21 protein-coding genes are annotated in these 22,247 nt (G+C 56.5%); 14 read left to right on the top strand and 7 right to left on the bottom strand.

The genetic code is table 11. The annotated features are described in order from the left end of the window. The first annotated feature begins 19 nt into the window (after nucleotides 1–19). The 3 genes from L103DPR2_RS00860 (at nucleotide 20) to pyk (ending at nucleotide 3,294) form a co-directional block, all read left to right on the top strand. Entirely contained in the window at nucleotides 20–745 is a 726-nt protein-coding gene (locus tag L103DPR2_RS00860) for a class II aldolase/adducin family protein (protein WP_055359322.1), read from the top strand. Between the two features lie 22 nt (nucleotides 746–767). Further along, on the top strand, nucleotides 768–1,787 hold the full coding sequence (locus L103DPR2_RS00855) for a Bug family tripartite tricarboxylate transporter substrate binding protein (protein WP_055359321.1): 1,020 nt from the start codon (nucleotides 768–770) through the stop codon (nucleotides 1,785–1,787). Nucleotides 1,788–1,857: 70 nt separating this feature from the next. Then, nucleotides 1,858–3,294, top strand: a complete 1,437-nt coding sequence (gene pyk, locus L103DPR2_RS00850; RefSeq protein WP_055359320.1) for a pyruvate kinase — start codon at nucleotides 1,858–1,860, stop codon at nucleotides 3,292–3,294. On the opposite strand, the gene L103DPR2_RS00845 is transcribed toward pyk, so the two are convergent. Continuing rightward, a complete protein-coding gene (locus L103DPR2_RS00845; RefSeq protein ID WP_055361761.1) occupies nucleotides 3,269–3,973 on the bottom strand; it encodes a phosphatase PAP2 family protein in 705 nt (234 codons plus the stop codon). The two genes, pyk and L103DPR2_RS00845, sit on opposite strands and share 26 nt — an antisense overlap. Before the next feature lie 167 nt (nucleotides 3,974–4,140). On the opposite strand from L103DPR2_RS00845, the gene fba reads away from it, so the two are divergent. The 3 genes from fba to L103DPR2_RS00830 are packed head-to-tail and all read left to right on the top strand — an operon-like array spanning nucleotide 4,141 to nucleotide 6,726. Then, nucleotides 4,141–5,205, top strand: a complete 1,065-nt coding sequence (gene fba, locus L103DPR2_RS00840) for a class II fructose-bisphosphate aldolase (protein WP_055359319.1) — start codon at nucleotides 4,141–4,143, stop codon at nucleotides 5,203–5,205. Nucleotides 5,206–5,229: 24 nt separating this feature from the next. Then, nucleotides 5,230–6,156: a phosphoribosylaminoimidazolesuccinocarboxamide synthase gene (locus tag L103DPR2_RS00835; protein WP_055359318.1), complete on the top strand. Its 927-nt coding sequence runs from the start codon at nucleotides 5,230–5,232 to the stop codon at nucleotides 6,154–6,156. Nucleotides 6,157–6,189: 33 nt separating this feature from the next. Continuing rightward, on the top strand, nucleotides 6,190–6,726 hold the full coding sequence (locus L103DPR2_RS00830; protein WP_055361760.1) for an Mpo1 family 2-hydroxy fatty acid dioxygenase: 537 nt from the start codon (nucleotides 6,190–6,192) through the stop codon (nucleotides 6,724–6,726). Nucleotides 6,727–6,738: 12 nt separating this feature from the next. Here the strand turns inward: L103DPR2_RS00830 and trxA are convergent, their stop codons facing one another. After that, entirely contained in the window at nucleotides 6,739–7,695 is a 957-nt protein-coding gene (trxA, locus tag L103DPR2_RS00825) for a thioredoxin (protein ID WP_055359317.1), read from the bottom strand. Between the two features lie 119 nt (nucleotides 7,696–7,814). Here trxA and purE point away from each other — a divergent pair, with 119 nt between their 5' ends. The 3 genes from purE to L103DPR2_RS00810 are packed head-to-tail and all read left to right on the top strand — an operon-like array spanning nucleotide 7,815 to nucleotide 10,573. Beyond that, complete coding sequence (gene purE / locus L103DPR2_RS00820) at nucleotides 7,815–8,333, top strand: 5-(carboxyamino)imidazole ribonucleotide mutase (RefSeq protein ID WP_055359316.1); 519 nt, start codon at nucleotides 7,815–7,817, stop codon at nucleotides 8,331–8,333. Between the two features lie 5 nt (nucleotides 8,334–8,338). Beyond that, nucleotides 8,339–9,547 (top strand): 5-(carboxyamino)imidazole ribonucleotide synthase, encoded by a 1,209-nt coding sequence (locus L103DPR2_RS00815; protein WP_082466841.1) that lies wholly within the window; start codon nucleotides 8,339–8,341, stop codon nucleotides 9,545–9,547. 33 nt (nucleotides 9,548–9,580) lie between these two features. Next, nucleotides 9,581–10,573, top strand: coding sequence for an L-threonylcarbamoyladenylate synthase (locus L103DPR2_RS00810; RefSeq protein WP_055359315.1), 993 nt, complete (start codon nucleotides 9,581–9,583; stop codon nucleotides 10,571–10,573). Between the two features lie 56 nt (nucleotides 10,574–10,629). Here the strand turns inward: L103DPR2_RS00810 and L103DPR2_RS00805 are convergent, their stop codons facing one another. From L103DPR2_RS00805 to dacB, 3 genes are all read right to left on the bottom strand, one after another. Beyond that, complete coding sequence (locus L103DPR2_RS00805) at nucleotides 10,630–11,313, bottom strand: OmpW/AlkL family protein (protein WP_055359314.1); 684 nt, start codon at nucleotides 11,311–11,313, stop codon at nucleotides 10,630–10,632. A gap of 22 nt (nucleotides 11,314–11,335) precedes the next feature. Next, on the bottom strand, nucleotides 11,336–12,535 hold the full coding sequence (locus L103DPR2_RS00800) for an SGNH/GDSL hydrolase family protein (RefSeq protein ID WP_055359313.1): 1,200 nt from the start codon (nucleotides 12,533–12,535) through the stop codon (nucleotides 11,336–11,338). 111 nt (nucleotides 12,536–12,646) lie between these two features. After that, nucleotides 12,647–14,149 carry a D-alanyl-D-alanine carboxypeptidase/D-alanyl-D-alanine endopeptidase gene (gene dacB, locus L103DPR2_RS00795; protein WP_231717658.1) on the bottom strand — a complete coding sequence of 501 codons (1,503 nt, stop codon included), beginning with the start codon at nucleotides 14,147–14,149 and terminating at the stop codon, nucleotides 12,647–12,649. Nucleotides 14,150–14,227: 78 nt separating this feature from the next. Here dacB and L103DPR2_RS00790 point away from each other — a divergent pair, with 78 nt between their 5' ends. From L103DPR2_RS00790 to L103DPR2_RS00775, 4 genes are read left to right on the top strand one after another with little or no spacing between them, the layout of a single operon-like run. Then, nucleotides 14,228–15,181, top strand: a complete 954-nt coding sequence (locus L103DPR2_RS00790; protein ID WP_055359312.1) for a DMT family transporter — start codon at nucleotides 14,228–14,230, stop codon at nucleotides 15,179–15,181. Between the two features lie 6 nt (nucleotides 15,182–15,187). Beyond that, nucleotides 15,188–15,964 (top strand): tRNA (adenosine(37)-N6)-threonylcarbamoyltransferase complex dimerization subunit type 1 TsaB, encoded by a 777-nt coding sequence (gene tsaB, locus L103DPR2_RS00785; RefSeq protein ID WP_055359311.1) that lies wholly within the window; start codon nucleotides 15,188–15,190, stop codon nucleotides 15,962–15,964. Continuing rightward, nucleotides 15,961–16,461: a ribosomal protein S18-alanine N-acetyltransferase gene (gene rimI / locus L103DPR2_RS00780; protein WP_082466666.1), complete on the top strand. Its 501-nt coding sequence runs from the start codon at nucleotides 15,961–15,963 to the stop codon at nucleotides 16,459–16,461. The genes tsaB and rimI overlap by 4 nt, the downstream gene beginning before the upstream one ends. Next, nucleotides 16,458–17,306, top strand: coding sequence for a uracil-DNA glycosylase (locus L103DPR2_RS00775; protein ID WP_055359310.1), 849 nt, complete (start codon nucleotides 16,458–16,460; stop codon nucleotides 17,304–17,306). Before rimI ends, L103DPR2_RS00775 begins: the two co-directional genes overlap by 4 nt. Here the strand turns inward: L103DPR2_RS00775 and L103DPR2_RS00770 are convergent, their stop codons facing one another. Next, complete coding sequence (locus L103DPR2_RS00770) at nucleotides 17,307–18,200, bottom strand: DMT family transporter (RefSeq protein ID WP_055359309.1); 894 nt, start codon at nucleotides 18,198–18,200, stop codon at nucleotides 17,307–17,309. It lies immediately after the preceding gene. 88 nt (nucleotides 18,201–18,288) lie between these two features. Between L103DPR2_RS00770 and pyrF the strand changes: the two genes are divergently transcribed. Next, nucleotides 18,289–19,131 carry an orotidine-5'-phosphate decarboxylase gene (pyrF, locus tag L103DPR2_RS00765; protein WP_055359308.1) on the top strand — a complete coding sequence of 281 codons (843 nt, stop codon included), beginning with the start codon at nucleotides 18,289–18,291 and terminating at the stop codon, nucleotides 19,129–19,131. A gap of 62 nt (nucleotides 19,132–19,193) precedes the next feature. On the opposite strand, the gene uvrA is transcribed toward pyrF, so the two are convergent. After that, on the bottom strand, nucleotides 19,194–22,178 hold the full coding sequence (gene uvrA, locus L103DPR2_RS00760; protein ID WP_082466839.1) for an excinuclease ABC subunit UvrA: 2,985 nt from the start codon (nucleotides 22,176–22,178) through the stop codon (nucleotides 19,194–19,196). Nucleotides 22,179–22,247: the final 69 nt, after the last annotated feature.

The raw sequence follows: 22,247 nt of genomic DNA, 5'->3' as shown, positions 1-22,247 counted from the left end.
CCTGCCTGAGAAAATCGACATGAGCACATCTATCTCCCAACTGAAAGAAGACTTGGCCATTGCCAACCAAATATTGGCCAACGAAGGCGTTTTCGATGGCTTTGGTCACATCAGCGTGCGCCATCCTGACAACCCTGAGCGCTTCTTCATTGCCCGAAGCATGGCGCCCGCCTCTGTGACTGCGCAAGACATTGTGGAGTGCGACTTGAACGGCGAAGTGCACGATGCACAGGGACGCAAGTCGTATTTGGAGCGCTTCATTCACAGCGCTATTTTCAAAAAACGTCCGGATGTCAATTCGGTGGTGCACAGCCATTCGCCTGCCATCATTCCCTTTGGCGTTACTGGTGCGCGACTGCGACCCATTTGCCACATGAGTGGCTTCTTGGGCAGCAATGTGCCGACCTTTGAAATTCGCAACACGTTGGGCGAAACATCGGACATGTTGATTCGCAACCAAAGCATTGGTGAGTCCTTGGCCGATACCTTGGGCAACAACACCGTGGCCTTGTTGCGCGGACATGGCAACGTGGTGGTGGCCAACTCCATTCAACTGGCCGTGTTCCGAGCCTATTACACAGAAGGCAATGCCAAACTGCAAGCCGAAGCCATGCGCATGAGTTTTGGCATGGGATTGGGCGAGCCTGTGTATTTGTCGGACGACGAAGCGCGCAACTCTGCAGAGACCAATGCGGGTCAAGTTGAGCGTCCTTGGAATGTTTGGAAAAGCAAACTGCCCAAGTAAACCTCATTGAAAGAAATTCAGCATGTCTCACCTCATCGCCCAAGCTTCTGCCTTCACTCGCCGAGGGACTTTGTGTTGCGCGGCCCTGGCTTTGTGCAGCACTTTGTGGAGCACCCAAGTCAGCGCGCAAAACGCAAGCAATGCGTATCCTTCAGGTCCCGTCACCTTGTTGGTGCCCTTCACAACTGGCACAGGTGCCGACCTGTTGGCGCGACTGCTCGGTCCCAAGTTGGCTGACAAGTGGAAAGTATCGGTGGTCACCGACAACAAAGCCGGTGCCAGTGGCTCGATTGGCACAGGTGTGGCCGCCAAGGCTGCGCCCAATGGGTTGACGGTGCTGGTGACGGCCACGGCTCACGGAACCTTCCCAGCCTTGATGCCCAAACTTCCCTTCAATCCACAACAAGCATTCACACCCGTGATTTTGTTGGGCACCAGTGCGTTGGGTGTGGCAACGTCTGCCAAATCGCCCTTCAAAGATTTCAAAGAATTTCAAGACAGCGCAAAGAAACAACCTGGTGTGTTGAATTACTCATCACCTGGAACAGGTTCGCCGCAACACTTGGCCATGGAGTTGATGGCCCAAGAAACCAACATCAAACTGCTTCACGTGCCCTACAAAGGGACAGCAGGTGCTTTGACCGACTTGATGGGGGGTCACGTAGACGCCAGCATTGTGGCGCTGCAGACCGCAGCCCCGCATTTGCAAAACGGCGCTCTGCGCATGCTGGCTTTGATGAGTGCTGAACGTTCACCCGCATTTCCCAACGTGCCCACCTTGAAAGAATTGGGCGTGGCCAATGGTGTGGTTGAAACTTGGTACGGGGTGTTCGTCCCCGCAGCCACACCCGCAGACGTGGTGGCCAAACTCAACGCCGATTTCAACAGCTTGTTGCAATTGCCCGATGTGAAAGAAACCATGAACAAGCAAGGCATGGTCGTTGTGGGCGGCAAGCCCGAGCGCATGGGTGACTTGGCCAAGAACGAACTGAGTCGTTGGGCGCGGGTGGTTGAAAAAGCGGGCATCAAGGCCGAGAACTGATCATTTGTTCTCCGCATGTAACCAATTTCGTGGGAAAATTGAAATTAAATTACACCGGAGACAAGTCCTCATGCCCAGTCGCGCTACTAAAATTGTTGCCACCTTAGGCCCTGCATCCAGCGAGCCCGCATTGCTCGAAGCCATGATTCGGGCGGGTGTGAATGTGGTTCGTTTGAACTTCAGCCACGGCAAAGCGCAAGACCACATTGACCGTGCGCGTTTGGTTCGCGAAGCTGCTGCACGCGCAGGTCGCGAAGTGGCCATCATGGCCGATTTGCAAGGCCCCAAAATTCGCGTTGGCAAGTTTGAAGAAGGCAAAGTGATGCTCGAGCCCGGCGCCAAGTTTGTGCTGGACGCATCGCGCACCGAACTTGGTGATTTGTCAGGTGTCGGCTTGGACTACAAAGAACTGCCCCGCGATGTGAAGGCTGGCGATGTGTTGTTGCTCAACGATGGCTTGATTGTGCTCACCGTCGATTCGGTGAAGGGCGAGCAAGTGCACACCACCGTCAAGTTGGGCGGTGAGTTGTCCAACAACAAAGGCATCAACAAACAAGGTGGCGGCTTAACGGCGCCTGCCCTCACCGGCAAAGACATGGAAGACATCAAAACAGCGATGAGCTTCCAAGCCGACTACGTGGCGGTGAGTTTCCCCAAAAACGCCACCGACATGGAAATGGCCCGTCAGTTGGCCAATGTTGCGGCTGCCCAATACAACCACAAGCCTGGCTTGATTGCCAAGATTGAACGCGCAGAAGCCATCCCCCGTTTGGAAGAAATTTTGCTGGCCAGCGACGGCATCATGGTGGCCCGTGGCGACTTGGCCGTTGAGGTCGGCAACGCAGTGGTGCCGGCTTTGCAAAAACGCATGATCAAGTTGGCGCGTCAGCACGACAAAGTCGTGATCACGGCCACGCAAATGATGGAGAGCATGATCACCAACCCCGTGCCCACACGCGCCGAGGTGAGTGACGTGGCCAATGCGGTGCTGGATGGCACCGATGCCGTCATGCTGAGCGCAGAAACAGCCGCCGGCAAGTACCCGCTCGAAACTGTGGAAGAAATGGCCAAGATCTGTTTGGCGGCAGAAAATGCTGAAGAGTTTGAACTCGATGGTGACTTCAGTGGCCAAACCTTCAGCCGCATTGACCAGTCTATTGCCATGGGCGCTTTGTTCACGGCGCACCACCTCAATGCCAAAGCCATTGTGGCGCTCACCGATTCAGGCTCTACCGCTTTGTGGATGAGCCGTCACCGCGTGAAAATTCCAATTTACGCGCTGACCACCAAGCTGTCATCGCAGCGCAAGATGGCGCTGTACCGCAATGTGCGCCCCTTGTTGATGGACACCAGTGCAGTCCGCGATACCGCATTGGCGCAAGCTGAAAGTCACTTGAAGAGTCGCGGCATTGTGTCGGGCGGTGACATTTATGCCATCACCTGCGGCGAGCCCATGGGCGCGCCAGGCGGCACCAACATGCTCAAGATTTGCCGCGCAAGCGACTGAACAACCCATGGCTCAGCCAGCCCACGGACCAGCTTAGCCAAGCGGTCCAGAGGGTGTGGCTCATGAAGTGGGCGCCGCGCATTTGCTGAGACACGCCCAAGACCAAGCCCGCCAACAAGGCGCAAACCAACCAAATGCGAGCGCTGGGAGCGCCACTTTGACGCAGGCCGAAGTAGGCGGCCATGAAGGCGAATCCGGTGGAGGCATGGCCTGCTGGAAAACAATGCCCGCCGCCGCCATCCATTTCAAACACATTCCAGTGGGAGATGTAACTGGCCGTGCCGCCAAACACTTGCAGGTCCCATGGGCAGCTGGTTTTGCTGATGCCTTTGATCAGCGTCACTGCCAAAAGGGCGCACACCACCGATAAAAACAGGCCAGCTCGATCGCCGGTGGCCAAATGGCGCAAGCTGCCCCAGGGCCGCCAAATTCCGACCACCAAGGCCAGCAACAGCACCCAGCCGGCATTGCGCATGCCTTCGTGCATCACCTTGACCATCCACCAGTTGTCTCTTAGCGCAAAACCGCTGGACTCACCCCACCACTGCGCCATTTGCATGTCCCCGCCCGAGAAGTCCCACGCCAACAAGATCAAAAGGCCGATCAAGCTGATCACCGCATCGGGCCGCCAGGACGCTTGCGAGTGAAGGCTAGAAAAAAGGGGGCGGTCTTTGAACATGGCCGAAATCATAGTCTGACTTGCTAAAAAAACGGTCAACAAGGCTTCCAGTTGCTAAAATCCTTGCCAGTTACAAGCCGGTTACATGTCGCCAAATGAAGTTCATCATCTTGGCGGCGTCGCAACCTGGTTGCTTGCAAAAGATTTTTTAACTTTGGGATTTCACCATGGCACTCGTTTCAATGCGCGAGCTGCTGGACCATGCGGCCGCCAACGGCTACGGCATTCCAGCTTTCAACGTCAACAACCTGGAACAAGTTCAGGCCATCATGGAGGCGGCCAAAGAGACTGGCGCCCCCGTCATCATGCAAGCCTCTGCCGGTGCCCGCAAATATGCCGGTGAAGGTTTCTTGAAGTTGTTGATTCAAGCCGCCGTCGAGACCTATCCAGAAATTCCCGTGGTGATGCACCAAGACCACGGCCAAAGCCCCGATGTGTGCCAAGGCGCCATCAACTTGGGTTTCAGCTCCGTCATGATGGATGGCAGCTTGGAAGCCGATGGCAAAACCATTGCCAGTTACGAATACAACCTGGAAGTGACCCAAAAAGTGGTGGCCATGGCCCACAAGTTGGGCATCACCGTGGAAGGTGAATTGGGCTGCTTGGGTTCTTTGGAAACCATGCAAGGCGACAAAGAAGACGGCCACGGTACTGACGCCGTGATGACCCGTGAACAGCTCCTGACCGATCCTGAGCAGGCGGCTGACTTTGTGAAGCGCACCCAGCTCGATGCCTTGGCCATTGCCATCGGCACCAGCCACGGCGCCTACAAGTTCACCCGCAAGCCCACGGGCGACATCTTGGCCATTGACCGCATCCAAGCCATTCACAAGCGCATCCCCAACACCCATTTGGTGATGCACGGCTCGTCTAGCGTGCCCCAAGACTTGTTGGCCATCATTCGTGAATTTGGCGGCAACATGAAAGAAACCTACGGCGTGCCCGTGGAAGAAATTCAAAAGGCCATCAAGTTTGGCGTTCGCAAGGTCAACATCGACACCGACATCCGTTTGGCCATGACCGCAGCGGTCCGCAAGTTCATGGTGCAAAACCCCGAGAAGTTTGACCCCCGCGAATGGCTCAAGCCAGCCCGTGAAGCGGCCAAACAAATTTGCAAGCAGCGCTACATCGAGTTTGGCTGTGAAGGCCAGGCGTCCAAAATCAAAGGCCACAGCTTGCAAGTGGTGGCGGCGCAGTACGCAAAAGGTGAGTTGGCGCAAGTCGTTCACTGAAATTGGCGGGATAATCGCAGCAACATGAACACTGCTGCCATCCACAATTCCGCTTTGCACACCTCCGCTTTGACATCCCTCACCTTGCTCGCTCGCGGCAAGGTGCGTGACAACTATGCTGTAGGCACCGACCGCATCCTGATGGTGGCCTCCGACCGCATCAGCGCCTTCGACGTCATCATGGGTGAGCCCATTCCAGGCAAAGGCGTCTTGCTGACGCAAATGGCTTTGTATTGGTTTGACAAGTTGGGCCCCAATGGCTTGAACTTGTGTCCCATTCACCTCACAGGGGATGCCCCCGAAAGCGTGGTCAGTGCAGCTGAAGTGCCTCAAGTCAAAGGCCGCTCCATGCTGGTCAAGCGCCTGAAACCCATTCCGGTTGAAGCCGTGGTGCGCGGTTATTTGGCGGGCAGTGGCTGGAAAGAATACCAAGAGGGCCAGCAAGTTTGCGGCGTGAAGTTGCCTGCTGGTTTGAAAAATGCCAGCAAGTTGCCCGAGCCCATTTACACGCCGGCTGCCAAAGCCGCTGTGGGCGATCACGACGAAAACATCACGTTCGAAAAAACCGTCGAGATGATTGGCCTTGATTTGGCCACCCGCATCAAAGACATCAGCATTGCCATCTACAAAGCGGCCAGCGACATTGCGGCCCAAAAGGGCATCATCATTGCCGACACCAAATTTGAATTTGGTTTGGACGCCGATGGCACTTTGGTCTTGATGGACGAGGTGCTCACACCCGATTCATCACGCTACTGGCCTGCTGAAAGTTACATGGAGGGCGTGAACCCGCCCAGCTACGACAAGCAGTTTTTGCGCGATTGGCTGGAGAGCACCTTGGTCAACGGCAAGCCTTGGGACAAAACCCCGCCAGCTCCTCGTTTACCCCGTGATGTGATTGAAAAGACCTCGGCAAAATACGAGGAAGCGCTGCAGCGATTGACGCGTTAATTCGCCAGCGCACTCAATGTTGGAGTGTCTTTCATGATCAGTTTGTTTCGCTCGGCCCCCGAACTCATGGTGCAGTACGCGCACTATCACCGCGATCGTCGTAACATCGTCACGCATCTGGTGGGCATTCCTTTGATCGTGTTGTCGATTGGCATGTTGCTGTCACTGGTGTCCTTCGACATGGGCGGCAACATCATCAGCTTGGCGGCGGTGCTGTGGGTGCTTTCAACAGCGTGGTATCTCACCCGCGGCAACTTGTTGTTGGGCTTGGCCACCAGCGCCGTCAACGGTGCTTTGATTGCCTTGGCCCACACCCCCGAGGCCGCCACAGGTTGGGGCCTCGGTGCGCTTTGGGATGCCGCCTGGTTTCCAGGTTTAGCCGTGTTTGTGATCGGTTGGATCATTCAGTTTGTGGGCCACATTTTTGAAGGTCGCAAACCCGCGTTTGTCGACGATGTGGTGGGCCTGTTGGTGGGCCCAATGTTCGTGGTCGGTGAGGTCTTGATGATGGCCGGCATGCTGCGCAGCATGCACGGCTTGATAGAGTCTCAAGCGGGCGCAACCCGCTGAGCTTGCACGGAATCAGTTCAGCATCATGCTGAGCTTGCGGCGATAGCTCGACACCATGGCCGCTTGAGGGTCTTCTTGCACCGCACTCTTGCCCATCAGTTCAATGCCGCCAGCCGATTTGCCCGTGTGATCGGCACCGCCTTTGGGGATCACTGGGGTGAGCAACTCCAGCAAGCCCACCATGGTTTTGCGCGGTGCTTCGTCGTTCCATTTTTTGTCGCGCATGATGATCTCTAAGAGCTCGTCCATGGCGCCCGTCCAGTCGTCGCTGGCCAACAACAAGCGTGCTTTGGCAAAGCGTGCGTCGAAGTCGCGCTTGTTGGCGGCGATCAATTCGTCAAACTTTTCCAGGGGCCATTGGCCCATGGGGTCGGTGGTGACGAAGTTCAATGCGTCGAGCCATTGCTTCAATGCTTCAAAGCGCATTTTGAGAGGTATTTGCGACAAGCAGGGTTGGAGCACCGTACCTGCCGTGTCGAGTTGGCCCATGCTGATCAGCAGCTTAACGAGGTCAAATCTGGCGTCGTCGTTTTCGGGGTTGGCTTCCAAGGCTTCGAGCAACTTGCTTTGGGCAGTTTCCAAGTCGCCCGATTCCAACAAGGCTTCCGCTTCTTGCACTTCGGCTTCGGCCAAGATTTCGTTCTCGCCGGGGACGTGCTTGTCGAGGAATTCACGCAGCTTGCCCTCGGGCACGGCGCCCATGAAGCCATCCACGGGTTGGCCGTTTTTCAGCATCACGCAGGTGGGGATGCTGCGAATGCCAAAGGCGGCGGCCAGTTGTTGTTCTTGGTCGGAGTCGATTTTGACCAGTTTGAAGCGGCCGCCATAGGCTTCTTCCATTTTTTCCAAGAGTGGGCCCAAGGTTTTGCAAGGACCGCACCAAGGGGCCCAAAAGTCCACCAAAACAGGGGTGGTCATAGAGGCGGCAATGACCTCGGCTTCAAAAGTTTCTACGGTGACATCGATCATATTTACCAGACCTTGGGGCTAAACCTTAAAATTCAAGGATTCAGCTGGGATTGAAGGCTCAGCTGAGACAATTGTTCAATTTTCAACGACTGCGTCTTGACGCTTCAGCAAAGCCAAACATGACATCTACCGCATCCAAAGCCAAAACACGCATCGGCGTGGTCATGGGTTCCAGTTCCGACTGGGACACGATGCAGCACGCAGTCCAGATTCTCCAACAGTTTGGCATCGATCACGAAGCCAAAGTGGTCTCGGCGCACAGAATGCCCGATGAAATGTTCACTTATGCCGAAACTGCGCTGGAACGCGGCTTGATGGCCATCATTGCTGGGGCGGGTGGCGCGGCGCACTTGCCAGGCATGTTGGCGGCAAAGACCGTGGTGCCCGTCTTGGGTGTGCCAGTGGCTAGCAAGCATTTGCAGGGCGTTGATTCTTTGCACAGCATTGTGCAAATGCCCAAAGGCATTCCTGTGGCCACCTTTGCCATTGGCGCAGCAGGCGCGGCCAATGCCGCTTTGTTTGCGGTAGCCATGCTGGCGCAACACGACGCTGCCTTGCAAGCCAAGCTGGCGCAGTTCAGAAAAGATCAGACCGCCGTGGCGCAAGCGATGACACTGCCGCCAGTGGGCACTGCGTGAACAGCATGACAAATTCAGGCTCTTTGTTGCCCGGCGGCAGTGCTGCCCAGGGGGATTCTGCCGCGGCTGAACCGCTCACATTGGGCGTGATGGGCGGCGGTCAATTGGGCCGCATGTTTGTGCATGCCGCCCAAACCATGGGCTATTTCACGGCTGTGCTCGACCCCGATGCCAACAGCCCTGCCGGCCGTGTGAGCCATCGCCACATTCAAACCGACTACACCGACCCCGTAGGCCTACAGCAGTTGGCTGCGTGCAGTGCCGCCATCACCACCGAATTTGAAAACGTACCGGCGCCAGCTCTGCAGGCATTGGCCCAGTTGCGACCCGTGTCACCAGGTGCGGATGCCGTGGCCATTGCGCAAGACCGCGCTGCCGAAAAGGCGCACTTCGATTCATGTGGCGTGCCTTGTGCACCTTATGCCGTGATTGAAACGACCGCCCAGTTGGAAGACGCTGTGCTGCACAACTTGCTGCCGGGTATTTTGAAAACTGCGCGCTTGGGCTACGACGGCAAAGGTCAAGTGCGTGTGAAAGACGCTGAGGCCTTGCGTGCAGCTTGGCAAGACTTGAAGCAAGTGCCCTGCGTGCTTGAAAAAATGTTGCCCTTGCAATTGGAATGCTCGGTCATTGTGGCGCGTGGCCGTGATGGCCAAATGGTGAATTTTCCGGTGCAACGCAATTTACACCGCGAGGGCATCTTGGCCGTCACGGAAGTTTACGAAGGTCATTTGCCCGCAGATTTGCAACAGCAAGCCGTGGCTGCTGCGCGCTCGATTGCTGAAGGCGTGAACTATGTTGGCGTGTTGTGCGTCGAGTTTTTTGTGCTGCAAGATGGCAGCATGGTGGTCAATGAAATGGCGCCCCGTCCCCACAACAGCGGTCACTACACCTTGGACGCTTGCGATCAATCGCAATTTGATTTGCAAGTGCGAACTTTGGCGGGCTTGCCTTTGACACAGCCGCGTCAACACAGCGCCGCCATCATGCTCAACTTGTTGGGGGATGTGTGGTTTGATGCCAACAACACCCTGCGTTTGCCCGATTGGGCTGCCGTGCTGGCCTTACCTGGCACCCACTTGCATTTGTATGGCAAAACCGAAGCACGCAAAGCACGCAAGATGGGGCACCTCAACGTTACAGGCAATTCGCCTGCGCAAGTTCGCGACGTGGCCTTGAAGGCGGCGGCCATCTTGGGCATCGACGCTTTTTAAGTTGCTTGATCCCTGTTTCTCATCAACGTTCCCATGATCATTTCAGGCAACAACCCCGCCCATGTGCAACAAGCGGCTGACGCTTTGTGTGCAGGTGAGCTCTTGGGTTTGCCCACCGAAACAGTCTATGGTTTGGCAGCAGACGCCAACAACGAAACGGCTGTTGCCAAAATTTTCAAAGCCAAAGGCCGGCCCGCCAATCACCCCTTGATTGTTCATGTGGCCTCTTCAGCATCTGTCAACAACTTCGTCAGCGAAGTGCCTGCGTTTGCACAAGCACTGATGACACAATTTTGGCCAGGCCCTCTCACCCTCATCTTGCCCCGACTGCAAGACACCGCTGCAGCAGCGGCAGGCGGGCAAAACTCGGTGGGCTTGCGTTGCCCCTCCCATCCTTTAGCGCTTGCAGTGCTCAAGGCTTGTGCAGACCAAGGTGTGTGGGGTGTGGCCGCACCCAGTGCCAACTTGTTTGGCCGCGTCAGCCCTACTTCGGCGGCGCATGTGCAAGCAGAATTTGGCGATGCACTTTTGATTTTGGATGGCGGTGAATGTGATGTGGGCATTGAGTCCACCATCGTTGACTGCACCCGCGGTGTGCCCGTGTTGTTGCGCCCTGGACAAATCAGCCGCACGCAAATCGAACAAGCTTGCGGTTTGAAATTACACAACCCAGACGCATTGCCTACTGCGGCGCCGCGTGCATCCGGCACATTGGCGTCGCATTACGCGCCATCGGCCAAGGTGCGTTTGATGCAGACAGCCGATTGGCAAAAAGCATTGGCAGCCTTAGGCCCGCACACTCAAAACCTGGCCTTGTGGTCTGTTGAGAAACCTGCCAATGAACTGATGGGTGCTGGCTTGGTTTGGCGTGCTCTGCCTGCTGATGCAAACCAAGCTGCGCATGATCTGTTCAGTGTGCTCAGAGACTTTGACGCCCGAGGCGTGCGCACCATATGGATTGAAATGCCGCCAGACACACCCGAGTGGGAAGGTGTGCGCGATCGGATTCAACGCGCTGCGGCTTGAGTACCTTCCAAAAAAAACACCCCGAAGGGTGTTTTTTTGTGGCGCATTGAGTGCGATTAAAACTTCATGCCGACACCCAAGCTCACACCAATGGGGTTGAGAGTGATGTCCAAAGTTTGGCCTGTTGACAAGGTGTTGCGTGTCTTGAGGGGCGTCTTGGTGATGGACCCATCCACAAACCAACGCTCGTCAATTTTGTATGACGCACCCACTTGCATGGTGGCGGCCAACTTCGATTGAATCGACAAGGTGGTGGGCGTTAAGGGCGTGCCGCCCGTCAGGCCTGACAAGGCTGCAGTGGTGTGCTCGCCATCAAACTTGGCATAGGTGACGCCTAAGCCCAAATAGGGGCGGAACATGCCATTGGCTTCTCCAAAACGGTACTGCACCATGACGGTGGCGGGAATGGCTTTGGTGTCACCAATTTTGCCTACGCCAGCGATGGTGCCAGCGCCATACAAGTTGTGCTTGAAGGGCAATGCCAAAGGCAAGTCAATGGCCACACTGTTGCTGAGCATGTAGGTGATGCCGCCGGCAATTTGTGTGCTGTTGCTCACGCCAGATTGCGCGCCTGGCAAAGAAGGTGCTGACAAGTTGCCGCTGGTGACTTGGGGCGCCAGTTGCATGATGCCACCGCGAACCAACCAGCTGCCCTGCGATTGGGCGAGCGCATTGCTTGACATCGTGAGTGAGGCGACTGCTGCCAAGGCAGACAGAGCAAAGCAGAATTTTGAAGTCATGAGGGTTCTCCTTTGCAACGTGTTACAGCCAACCAGCAGTGGCCAATGATTTGGCAACCAATTGGCTTAGCAACTGATAGCCCAAGGGTGTGGGGTGGAAGCCATCTGAGAAGGCGTAGGTTTGCCACCAGTTGGCGCCGCCTGTGGCGCCTGCAGGCGGTGTCATGGCCGACAAATTCGCCGCTGTACAAGTTTGGAAGTTGTAAGTGGGCAAGCCATCTGCGCCTACACCAGTGATAGGACACGCGGGCGTGGTGACATTGGTCAGACCGTACTGCGCAGGGTTGGCCACTTGGTCATTGAAGGCTGTGTAGAAATCAACCAACACCACGCGTTTGTCGTTGGCCACCAAAGTTGCCAAGCGTGAGTTGAAGGCTTCGATCCAAGACTTGAACAGGGCTTCTGACTGAGCACGTGCACCAGCACCAGTGGCACCACCACCATAGGCGGCAGCAATGCCACTCAGCACCATTTGGAAGCGAGGCGTGTTGGTGATGCCGGGCATGTTAAGCACAGCAACGCGTTGAGCGCCCTTGTCCAATGCGTTGGCTTTGATGCTGTTGTAAAACTTATCGGCCAAGGCCACCATGTAGGTGCCGCCCACTTGGGCCATGCCAGCTTGACCACCAGCCAACATGGGGCCGAGTGTGGTGGCAGGAATGAGCGTGCCGGCCATGGCTGCAAAGCTAGCGCCACCATCTTTGGCGGCACCCAGATAAGCACCCACCAAATCGGCAGCGTCATTGCCGCCGCCATCAATCAGCAACAAATCAGAGCTGCTGTAATTGCCGGCAGAACTGGCCACTTGCAATTGGTAAGTGATGGAGAAAGGTGATGCACCCGCGCCAGTTTGGGGGTTGATGTTGTTGATGCGTCCGCCGCCCACTGCATAGCTGGTGCAACCAGGCACCACAGCAAAAGGTGATGCTGCAGCGCCGGTGTACTTGAAGAAGTTACACAACTGGGGTGTGCCCAAGAGCGCTGCAATGCGCTCGGTCCAGACGGTATTGGGTTCGCTGGGGCTGTCTTGTACCGAGAAAATACGGCCATTGGTGGGAATGCCTTTGAACACTCCACTGTCTGCCAGGCTGTCGCCCATGACTTTGACAGATGAAATGCCCGCCAGCCGGCTGGTTTGGTCACCGCCCCCGCCGCCGCATGCGGCCAGCAAGGCAACCACTGCCGTGCTGAGCAGTGCTATTTTCCATTTCTTGGATGTCATCGTTCACCTCTTTGCTTGTCTCTGAGACGTATTAAAAAAAAGAACGCCCGTTCTTTTCAGATGATCTTAAGCAGAGGTGCAGGAGGAGGTGATGGGGTAAGTACCAGTGGGCTATGACTTTTTGTCATCCTTGACCACCCACTCCAGAAGTTTGTCCAAAGCGGGGCGCGCCGCATTCGCATTGGGGTGGTTCACGATCACCACCAACACATAGCGTTGGCCACTGAGACCCTCCACATAGCCTGCCAATGACGCCACATCGCGCAGGCTGCCAGATTTGAGCTGGGCTCTGCCAATCGCAACAGACTGGGGCAAGCGATCTTTCAAGCGCGCCACGGTGCCATCCACACCTGCAATGGCCAATGAGTTTTGCAGCGCACTGGCGTATGAACTGTGCAGACCCGACTGCAGCAAGGCACCGAGCGCTTGTGCGTTGCTGCGTTCCTCGCGAGACAAGCCAGAACCATTTTCCAGCACAGGCAGTGCATGATCTTTCAAGTTCTGTCGCCACCACTGCAAGACCATGGCGCGCGAAGATTCAAATTGACCAGGCCTTTGTTGGCTCGACAAACTTAAGAAAAGCTGCTGCGCCATCACGTTGTTAGAAAACTTGTTGATGTCGGCCACGATGTCGGACAAGGGCAAGGAGGGCGCCTCAAGCCAAAGGCTGGCGCGGGCAGGTGTGATGCCATCGCGCACTTGGCCCACCAGTTTGCCACCTGCTTGTTGCCACAAGGCGTGGACCATGCGCGGCGCAAAACTTTGGGGTTGAACATAAGCCACGGGCCATTTTTGTTCGCCACAAGCGACGGGGTAGGTGCCGTTAAAACGAACGAAGTCGGGGTTGGAGAAGTCAGCCTTGAGTTGCGTGCGCCAATCTTGACAGGGCGCTTGCGACAAGGGCACCGTTGTCGACCATTGCAAGTTGCGCAGGGGTGGCTCGCTGTCGATCTGAACTTCACCGCGCGCAGGGTTCGGTGTGAATTTGAACAGCAACGCATTGAAGTTCAGCAACAAGCCTTGAGGGGCCACGTTGTAAGGCCGCAAAGGTTCGTCATCGAAACTGGCCGGGTTGCGTGCAGGCAAGTCAAACACGCTGCCATCCAAAATGATGTCCCCTCGAATCTCGCGCAACCCTTTTTGTTGGATGGCTTCGATCAAAGCTTGCAAGCGCTCGACCACCAGTTTGGGATCGCCGCTGCCCTTGAGGTAGAGGTTGCCTTGCAGCACATTGTCTTTGACCGGGCCGTCGATGAAGACACGGTTGCGCCAAGTGAAGTCGGGGCCCAGCATCGACAAAGCCGCTGAGGTGGTGATCAACTTCATGACGGACGCGGGGTTCATCTCTGCGCTGGCGCGATGGCTGAGACGGGCCATGGGCAAGGGTGCATCGGGTGTGGCCTGAACGGGCCTGACCAAGATGCTGATGGCTTCGCGGGGAATGTTGGCTTGCTTCAAAGCAACACTGACACTGGGTGGCAAGCTGTCTTTGGCAGTGGGTGGGCTGTTGGGTTTGGCGGCAGCCGTTAGGCACAGGCAGACACAGGCCAAAACACACCCCATGGAGCGGCCACTCGTCGATGGGTCAACCCAGAAAGAAAAGAACTTGCGCATCCCTGAAGTCTAGCCGGCTCTGTCAAAGGCAGGCATGCATTCAAATTGAAAGGTCCAAGCAGGACGTATCATTGGGACATGGCTTTTTCTTCCCAAACTGTTGGCCGTCTGGCTGCTGTCATCACGGTCCTGATTTGGACGTCTTTCATCATTGTGGCGCGCGCCTCGGCATCGCATGTTTTGTTGCCCCTGGACATTGCCTGTGCGCGCATCATCGGCGCCAGCAGCATCTTGTTGCCTTGGGCTTGGTGGTTGATGCGCGCTGAACGTCAAAGCGGTCATAAGGTGGGCTCTTTGTTGGGCTTGTCACCTTTGCCCTTGCGCATCACCGTTCAAGCCGGATTTTTTGGCGGATTTTTGTATGCCGTGTTGGCGTACATCGGTTTCTTTTACGCGCCTGCAGGGCACGCCTCGGTGTTGATGCCTGGCAGCTTGCCTCTGTGGACCACGCTGTTGATGTGGCTCTTTTTGCGCGAGCAAATTGGCTTGAACCGCGCCATCGGTTTGCTCATGATTGTGTGCGGTGATGTGTTGGTGGGTGGCATGAGCTTGCTCAAGGCCTTTGAGGGAGGCGAAGTGTGGATTGGCGACGTGCTGTTCATGACGGCCGCGTTTTGTTGGTCGGCCTACAGCGTCACGGTGCGCCGCTATGGTTTAGATGCCGTGCGTGCCACCATGGCCATCACGGCGTTTGCCTTGGTCTGCTTTGTGCCAGGCTACGCGGTGTTGGTGAGTTTGGATGTGTTGCCAAGCCACATGGCGCAAGCCTCTTGGTCGGAGATCGTGTTTCAAGCGGTCTTTCAAGGCGTGGGCTCGGTGGTGATTTCGGGCATCACCTTCACACAAATGATTCGCGCTTATGGGCCGGTTAAATCCACCATGATCACAGCCTTGGTCCCGGGTTTGTCGGCTCTGGGCGCCGTGGTGTTTTTGGGTGAGCCCTTGTCTTGGAATTTGTGGGCTGGTTTGGCCTTGGTCACTGGTGGCATTTTGTTTGGTGTACGCCAAGCTTTGGTGAAACAATCGACCTGAACTTTCATGCCGCATCCTTTGAAATTTTTAGCGTTTGAAACCAGCACTGACATGATGTCGGTGGCGCTAGGGGTGGGCGATCAAACGTGGCACCTGCACACGCAAGGCGGCGCCAACGCGTCAGCACAATTGATTCCCAGCATTCACAACTTGCTGGCGCAAGCGCAACTTCGCCTGTCTGACCTCAGTGCGTTGGTCATCGGTCATGGGCCTGGGTCGTTCACAGGCCTTCGAACCGCCTGTTCAGTGGCGCAAGGTTTGGCCATGGGGGCCAAACTGAAAGTGATACCCGTCGATACCTTGATGGCGGTGGCCGAAGATGCCCGCGCCAGTTTGTCAACAGCGCTCACATCGCAAGTCAGTGTGGTGATGGATGCCCGCATGGGCGAGGTCTATGGCGGTGCCTATGCGTGGCACGCCGACAGTACGCAGTGGCACGCCACAGTCCCTTTGCAAGTAGGACCGCCGGCGCAAGTAGCGCAAGCCCTGATCACCGCGCATGAGGTGTCGGGTGTCTTGGCAGGCAATGGTTTTGAAGTTTACCCAGACGCTTTTTCTGAAGCCTTGGCAAAGTGCAGCGATACACCTGTGTTGTGCGTGCCCGCCGTGCCCCATGCTTTGGCTTTGCTGCGTTTGGCGCCTGCACTTTGGGCTGCAGGCAAAGCGGTTGACCCTGAAGGTGTGCAGCCGCTTTACATCCGTGACAAAGTCGCCCAAACCACCGCCGAGCGTGAAGCCATCAAGGCGGCCAAATTGGCAGGGCTGGCACCGGAGGGGTCATGACGGCGCTGACCCTGGGTCAAATACTTGAAACCGAGCAACTCACGGTGGCGTTGACCACCTTGACAGAGGCCGATGTGGAGGCCTTGGTGGCTGTGGAGAAGTTGGCTTATTCTCATCCTTGGTCATTGGGCAATTTCAGAGACGCCTTCAAAGCCGGCAATTTGGCACAGGGCTTGAAGGCCGGCGATCAATGGGTGGGCTACTTCGTGGCCATGCAAGTGCTCGATGAAGTGCACTTGCTGAACATCACCGTGGCGCCCACGTTTCAGCGCCAAGGTTGGGCGCGTTGTTTGCTGCAATCTTTGAGTTTGTGGTCGCAAGCGCATCAGGCCAGCAGTTTGTGGTTGGAGGTTCGCGAAAGCAATGTGCGCGCGCTCAAGCTCTATCAATCCTTTGGCTTTGAACAAGTGGGATTGCGAAAAGACTACTACCCTGTGGGCAGAAGCAGCCGCGAAGCTGCCGTGGTGATGCGCATGGCACTAAACTCTACCCAATGACCGACCACACTGACATCGACACCCGTTTTGAATTGGACGATCGCCAACGCGCGATGCTGGCCGAGATGGGCGTGCGTGTGTGGATGCCCAAGTCGAAGCCTCAGGCCGCAGCCCTTGCAGAAGATGCTGTGCAGACACCTGCAAGTGCACCTGTCACTGCACCTGCCTCATCAGCAGTTGCTACACCTGTGTCCGCGCCTGCGTCTGCGGCAGCGCCTGTTCGGTCCACAACGCCACCGCCCAAAATGGTCACGGTGCCCGTGGTGGACATTTCGGCATTGCCCGAAGGCATTGCGCAGATGGATTGGGCGGCCCTGCAAACAGCGGTGTCGTCGTGCACGGGGTGCGGCTTAAGCCAAGGCCGTCAACAAGCCATTCCGGGAGAAGGTCCTGCCACCGCTGACTGGATGGTGGTGGGCGATGCGCCTGGCGAAGATGAAGACAAAGCAGGGGCCAGCTTTGCCGGTCCCGCAGGTCAACTGCTAGACAACATGTTGAAGGCTTTGAGTCTGACGCGCGCTGACGTTTACATCACGCATGCCCTCAAATGCCGCACGCCTGTTGGCCGCAGCGCCAGCCAAGTTGAGGTGTCGCATTGCGCGTCTTACTTGGCCAGGCAAGTGGCCTTGGTGCAGCCCAAAGTGATTTTGGCAATGGGCCGAACGGCGGCCTTGGCTTTGCTGCAAAGCACCGAGCCCTTGGGCAAGTTGCGCGCAGAAGTGCAAAGTTTCCACGGCGTGCCTGTGGTGGTCACTTATCCGCCAGCTTATTTGCTGCGCAATCAGGCCGACAAGGCCAAGGCTTGGGCCGATTTGTGCCTGGCTGCCAGCCTGGTGCAGTCTTAATCAGTCCTGCGCTGGCGCGGGCTTGGCTGGCCACAGCACGCTGGCAATCGACACCACCATCAAACCCATGGCGGCCCAGTCTTGCCAATGCAGGGTTTCATTCAAAGCCCAAGCGCCACTGAACACGCCCAAGATGGGAATCATCATCACACTCAAGGTGGAGGCCACGGGCGGCAAACTGCGGGCCAAGTAAAACCAAGCGGCATGGGCAAAGCCAAAGACCAACACGGCGTTGTACACAATGGAGGCCCAGTGCGTGGCGCTCGGTTCTTGCCAGCGATCGAACTCAAACGCAAACGACAAGAGGCCCATCACCACGGTGGTCATGGCCGTCATCCAAAAAGACAAAGTGAGTGTGGGCAAGGGGATGCTGGTGCGGCGGAGCAATTGCGTGCCCAAGGCCCAAGTGCTGGCAGCCACTAGGGCCAACACCACGCCAATGGGCTTGCCTGACAGGTTGGACAACTCGTGCCAAAGCAGCAAGACCACGCCCAATGCCGCAGCTGCAACACCGCCCCATGCGCGTTGCGCCAATTGATTCTTGAACACCCAAGCGCCAATGAGCGCAGAAAAAATGGGCATGGTGTATCCCAAAATGGCCGAACGGCCGCTGGACAAATACTGCACAGCCAAAATGATCAAGGCATGCCAAATGAACATGTTGAAAATGGCCAGCACCAAGAGTTCACGCCAATAGCGCCTTGGAATTTGGAAAGGCACTTTCATGGCCCACAGGCCCAGGCCCAGCACCGGGGTGCCAATCAGCAAGCAGATGAAACGAAAAGTGAGGGGTGGAAAGCCCGTCACACCCATTTTCATGATGGGCCAGTTCAGGCCCCAGACAACGGTGAGAAGTGCCAAGACCAGCCATTGGCGCGTGGTGAGTGAGTGCATGGGGCGATCTTAGAGGCAAACGGCTGGCATTGCTTTATCTGGGGCCGTCTGCTTGAGGCCGGTCGTTTGAAGCCTTTAAAATCAGGGCATGACCTTCTTAGAACAACTGCAAGGCGCCGAGCGCCAAAACGGCTCCCTGTTGTGTGTGGGCTTGGACCCCGAACCCAGCAAATTCCCTGCGGGCATGAAGGGCGACGCCAGCAAGATCTTTGATTTTTGCGCGCAGATTGTCGATGCCACGGCCGATTTGGCCATTTCGTTCAAGCCCCAAATTGCGTACTTTGCGGCCTACCGCGCCGAAGACCAATTGGAAAAACTGATGGAACACATGCGCCGCAATGCGCCGCATGTACCTGTCATTTTGGATGCCAAACGCGGCGACATTGGCTCGACTGCCGAGCAATACGCCAAAGAAGCCTTTGAGCGCTATGGTGCCGACGCGGTCACCTTGTCGCCCTTCATGGGTTTTGACTCTGTGCAGCCTTATTTGAAATACCACGGCAAAGGCGCGTTCTTGTTGTGCCGCACGTCCAACCCTGGCGGCGATGATTTGCAGAACCAACGTTTGGCTTCTGTAGAAGGCCAGCCCTTGATGTACGAACACATTGCCAAGCTGGCACAAGGCCCTTGGAATTTGAACGGTCAATTGGGCTTGGTGGTGGGCGCAACTTACCCTGCAGAAATTGAACGCGTGCGCAGCTTGGCGCCCACCTTGCCTTTGCTCATTCCAGGTGTGGGTGCGCAAGGTGGCGATGCGGTGGCCACCATCAAAGCGGGTTACCGCCAAAGCCATGGCGCCACCACGGGTGCGGTCATTGTGAATTCATCACGTGCCATTTTGTATGCGTCATCGGGTGATGACTTTGCGCAAGCCGCGCGCAAAGAAGCCATGCGGACACGGGATGTCTTAAAGGCCGCAGCGCAAGGCTAAGCGGCTTCGGGTTACATACAAGGGCATTCAGCGTCCTCACGCTTAGCCGCGTGCAGGGCGCTTTATTTTTGGAGCAATCGCTTTAAGTAACGACCTGTGAAACTGTCTGGATTCTCTGCCAGTGTTTCGGGTGTGCCAATACCCACAACCGTGCCACCGCCGGAGCCGCCTTCAGGGCCCATGTCAATCAACCAATCGGCGGTTTTGATCACATCCAAGTTGTGCTCAATCACCACGATGGTGTTGCCAGCGTCGCGCAGTTGGTGCAACACTTTCAGCAGCAATGCAATGTCGGCAAAGTGCAAACCTGTGGTGGGCTCATCCAAGATGTACAAAGTGCGGCCGGTGTCGCGCTTGGACAATTCGAGTGCCAACTTCACACGCTGCGCTTCACCACCCGACAAGGTGGTAGCCGCTTGCCCTAAGCGGATGTAGCTCAAACCCACATCGAGCAAAGTTTGCAGCTTGCGCGCAATGGCGGGCACGGCGCTGAAGAATTCGTATGCCGCTTCAACCGTCATGTCGAGCACTTGGGCAATGTTCTTGCCTTTGTACAAAATTTCCAAAGTTTCGCGGTTGTAGCGTTGGCCGTGACACACGTCGCAAGGCACATACACGTCGGGCAAGAAATGCATTTCCACCTTGACCATGCCGTCGCCTTGACACGCTTCGCAGCGGCCGCCGCCATTGGAGGCATTGACGTTGAAGCTGAAGCGGCCCGGGCCATAACCGCGTTCGCGTGCAGCAGGCACTTCCGTCATCAAATCGCGAATGTGGGTGAACAAGCCGGTGTAAGTGGCGGGGTTGCTGCGGGGTGTGCGGCCAATCGGCGACTGGTCCACGTTGATCACTTTGTCAAAGTGGTACAGACCCAAAATGTCTTCGTGTGCGGCAGGTTCATCATGCGCACGGTGAATGCTGCGCGCTGCCGCGGTGTACAAAGTTTCGTTGACCAGTGTTGACTTGCCAGAACCCGACACGCCTGTGACGCAAGTGAGCAAGCCCACCGGAAATGCAACCCGCACATCTTTCAAGTTGTGGCCTGTGGCGCCGATGATTTCAATGAAGTCTTTGCCGGGCGCGTTGCGCTTGGCAGGCACTTCAATGGCTTTGCGGCCAGACAAATATTGACCCGTCAAAGAATCGGGTGCCAACAAAATGTCTGCGCAAGTGCCTTGCGCCATCACGCGGCCGCCATGCACGCCTGCGCCTGGGCCCATGTCGATCACATGGTCGGCAATGCGGATCATGTCTTCGTCGTGTTCTACCACCAGCACGCTGTTGCCAATGTCACGCAAATGTTGGAGAGTGCCAATGAGGCGGTCGTTGTCACGTTGGTGCAAACCAATGCTGGGTTCATCGAGCACATACATCACGCCGGTAAGGCCAGAACCAATTTGGCTGGCCAAGCGAATGCGTTGGGCTTCGCCGCCCGACAGGGTGTCGGCACTGCGGTCGAGGCTCAAATAGTTCAAGCCAACGTCGTTCAAGAACTTTAAGCGCGAGCCAATTTCGCGCACCACTTTGTCGGCAATTTCGGCTTTGGCGCCACGCAGCTTCAAGCTTTGGAAATACGTTTGGGCTTCACCCAAGGTGACATGGTTCACTTCGTAAATGGCGCGCGCTTGATCGCCCTCGCCTACGCGCACATGACGCGCTTCGCGGCGCAAGCGTGTGCCCTTGCAATCTGAACAAGCATGGTGACTGCGCATGCGCGCCAAGTCTTCGCGCACCACACTGGAGTCGGTTTCTTTAAAACGTCGCGTGAGGTTGGGGATGATGCCCTCAAACGGATGCTTCTTGCTCACGCGTTTGCCTTGTGACGCACCCGACTCCACGATGTAACTGAACTTGATGTCTTCTTCGCCCGAGCCCCACAAGATCACATGACGAACGTTGTCGGGCAAAGATTCGAAGGAAGCTTCCACATCAAATGCGTAATGCTTGGCCAAGCTTTCCAGCATGCTGAAATAAAAACCATTGCGACGGTCCCAACCTTTGATGGCGCCACTGGCCAAGCTCAAAGAAGGAAAGGCCACCACACGGTCAATGTCAAACACTTCGGTGGTACCCAAGCCATCGCAGGTGGTGCAAGCGCCCATAGGCGAGTTGAACGAGAACAAGCGCGGTTCAAGTTCGGCAATAGAATAATGACAAACAGGACACGCAAACTTGGCGTTGAACAAATGTTCTTTGCCCGTGTCCATTTCAACCGCGACCGCGCGTTGCTCTGCCAAGCGCAAAGCCGCTTCAAAACTTTCGGCAATGCGCTGGCGCAGTGCGTCGCGCGCTGGCGCTTCGGGTTCGTGGCGAATTTTGAGACGGTCGACCACCACATCGATGTCGTGCTTTTCGGTTTTCTTCAAGGTGGGCAAATCTTCCACTTCGAAGGTTTCGCCGTTGATGCGAAAGCGCACGTAGCCCAAAGCCTGCATTTGCTCAAAGACTTTTTCAAACTCACCTTTGCGCTCGCGCGCAATGGGCGCCACGATCATGAGGCGCGTGTCTTCTGGCAGTTCTAAAACCGCATCGACCATTTGGCTCACGGTTTGCGCTTGCAGAGCCAAGTTGTGATCGGGGCAATACGGTGTGCCTGCGCGGGCAAACAACAAGCGCAGGTAGTCGTGAATTTCGGTCACGGTGCCCACAGTGGAGCGCGGGTTGTGGCTGGTGGCTTTTTGCTCGATGGAGATGGCGGGCGACAGGCCCTCAATCAAATCCACATCGGGCTTGTCCATCAGTTGCAAAAACTGGCGCGCATAAGCCGACAAACTTTCAACGTATCGGCGCTGGCCTTCTGCATACAAAGTGTCAAAGGCCAAGCTGGATTTGCCAGAACCGCTCAGCCCCGTGATCACCACCAGTTGGTTGCGCGGAATGTCCAGGTCGATGTTTTTGAGGTTGTGGGTACGGGCGCCGCGCACGCTGATGTGCGTTTGGCGCAGGGCGCTGGCGAGGTAGGCACCATCGTCTGAATTGTGGGCAGCCAGGGCGGCCTCTTGCCGCGCAGCCGCCAGCTCAGCTTCCAACTGACGAACTTTGTCCATGGCACTGAGTGGCGTTGCCAAGGTGGTCAAACTAGCGGGGGCGTTGGGAGCGTTCAAAATCGGAGTGCC

The sequence above is a fragment of the Limnohabitans sp. 103DPR2 genome (genome assembly GCF_001412575.1).
Taxonomy (GTDB): Bacteria; Pseudomonadota; Gammaproteobacteria; order Burkholderiales; family Burkholderiaceae_C; genus Limnohabitans_A.
This window is presented reverse-complemented; position numbering and strand designations above follow the sequence as displayed.

Bases quoted from the DNA above. Each gene is read 5' to 3' on its own strand.
- tsaB (WP_055359311.1), top strand. From the start codon at position 15,188: ATGCCGCATCCTTTGAAATTTTTAGCGTTTGAAACCAGCACTGACATG.
- L103DPR2_RS00775 (WP_055359310.1), top strand. From the start codon at position 16,458: ATGACCGACCACACTGACATCGACACCCGTTTTGAATTGGACGATCGC.
- pyrF (WP_055359308.1), top strand. From the start codon at position 18,289: ATGACCTTCTTAGAACAACTGCAAGGCGCCGAGCGCCAAAACGGCTCC.
- L103DPR2_RS00800 (WP_055359313.1), bottom strand. From the start codon at position 12,535: ATGACATCCAAGAAATGGAAAATAGCACTGCTCAGCACGGCAGTGGTT.
- fba (WP_055359319.1), top strand. From the start codon at position 4,141: ATGGCACTCGTTTCAATGCGCGAGCTGCTGGACCATGCGGCCGCCAAC.
- L103DPR2_RS00845 (WP_055361761.1), bottom strand. From the start codon at position 3,973: ATGTTCAAAGACCGCCCCCTTTTTTCTAGCCTTCACTCGCAAGCGTCC.
- L103DPR2_RS00835 (WP_055359318.1), top strand. From the start codon at position 5,230: ATGAACACTGCTGCCATCCACAATTCCGCTTTGCACACCTCCGCTTTG.
- L103DPR2_RS00805 (WP_055359314.1), bottom strand. From the start codon at position 11,313: ATGACTTCAAAATTCTGCTTTGCTCTGTCTGCCTTGGCAGCAGTCGCC.
- L103DPR2_RS00770 (WP_055359309.1), bottom strand. From the start codon at position 18,200: ATGCACTCACTCACCACGCGCCAATGGCTGGTCTTGGCACTTCTCACC.
- uvrA (WP_082466839.1), bottom strand. From the start codon at position 22,178: ATGGACAAAGTTCGTCAGTTGGAAGCTGAGCTGGCGGCTGCGCGGCAA.
- pyk (WP_055359320.1), top strand. From the start codon at position 1,858: ATGCCCAGTCGCGCTACTAAAATTGTTGCCACCTTAGGCCCTGCATCC.
- purE (WP_055359316.1), top strand. From the start codon at position 7,815: ATGACATCTACCGCATCCAAAGCCAAAACACGCATCGGCGTGGTCATG.
- rimI (WP_082466666.1), top strand. From the start codon at position 15,961: ATGACGGCGCTGACCCTGGGTCAAATACTTGAAACCGAGCAACTCACG.
- L103DPR2_RS00815 (WP_082466841.1), top strand. From the start codon at position 8,339: ATGACAAATTCAGGCTCTTTGTTGCCCGGCGGCAGTGCTGCCCAGGGG.
- L103DPR2_RS00810 (WP_055359315.1), top strand. From the start codon at position 9,581: ATGATCATTTCAGGCAACAACCCCGCCCATGTGCAACAAGCGGCTGAC.
- L103DPR2_RS00855 (WP_055359321.1), top strand. From the start codon at position 768: ATGTCTCACCTCATCGCCCAAGCTTCTGCCTTCACTCGCCGAGGGACT.
- L103DPR2_RS00860 (WP_055359322.1), top strand. From the start codon at position 20: ATGAGCACATCTATCTCCCAACTGAAAGAAGACTTGGCCATTGCCAAC.
- L103DPR2_RS00830 (WP_055361760.1), top strand. From the start codon at position 6,190: ATGATCAGTTTGTTTCGCTCGGCCCCCGAACTCATGGTGCAGTACGCG.
- dacB (WP_231717658.1), bottom strand. From the start codon at position 14,149: ATGCGCAAGTTCTTTTCTTTCTGGGTTGACCCATCGACGAGTGGCCGC.
- L103DPR2_RS00790 (WP_055359312.1), top strand. From the start codon at position 14,228: ATGGCTTTTTCTTCCCAAACTGTTGGCCGTCTGGCTGCTGTCATCACG.
- trxA (WP_055359317.1), bottom strand. From the start codon at position 7,695: ATGATCGATGTCACCGTAGAAACTTTTGAAGCCGAGGTCATTGCCGCC.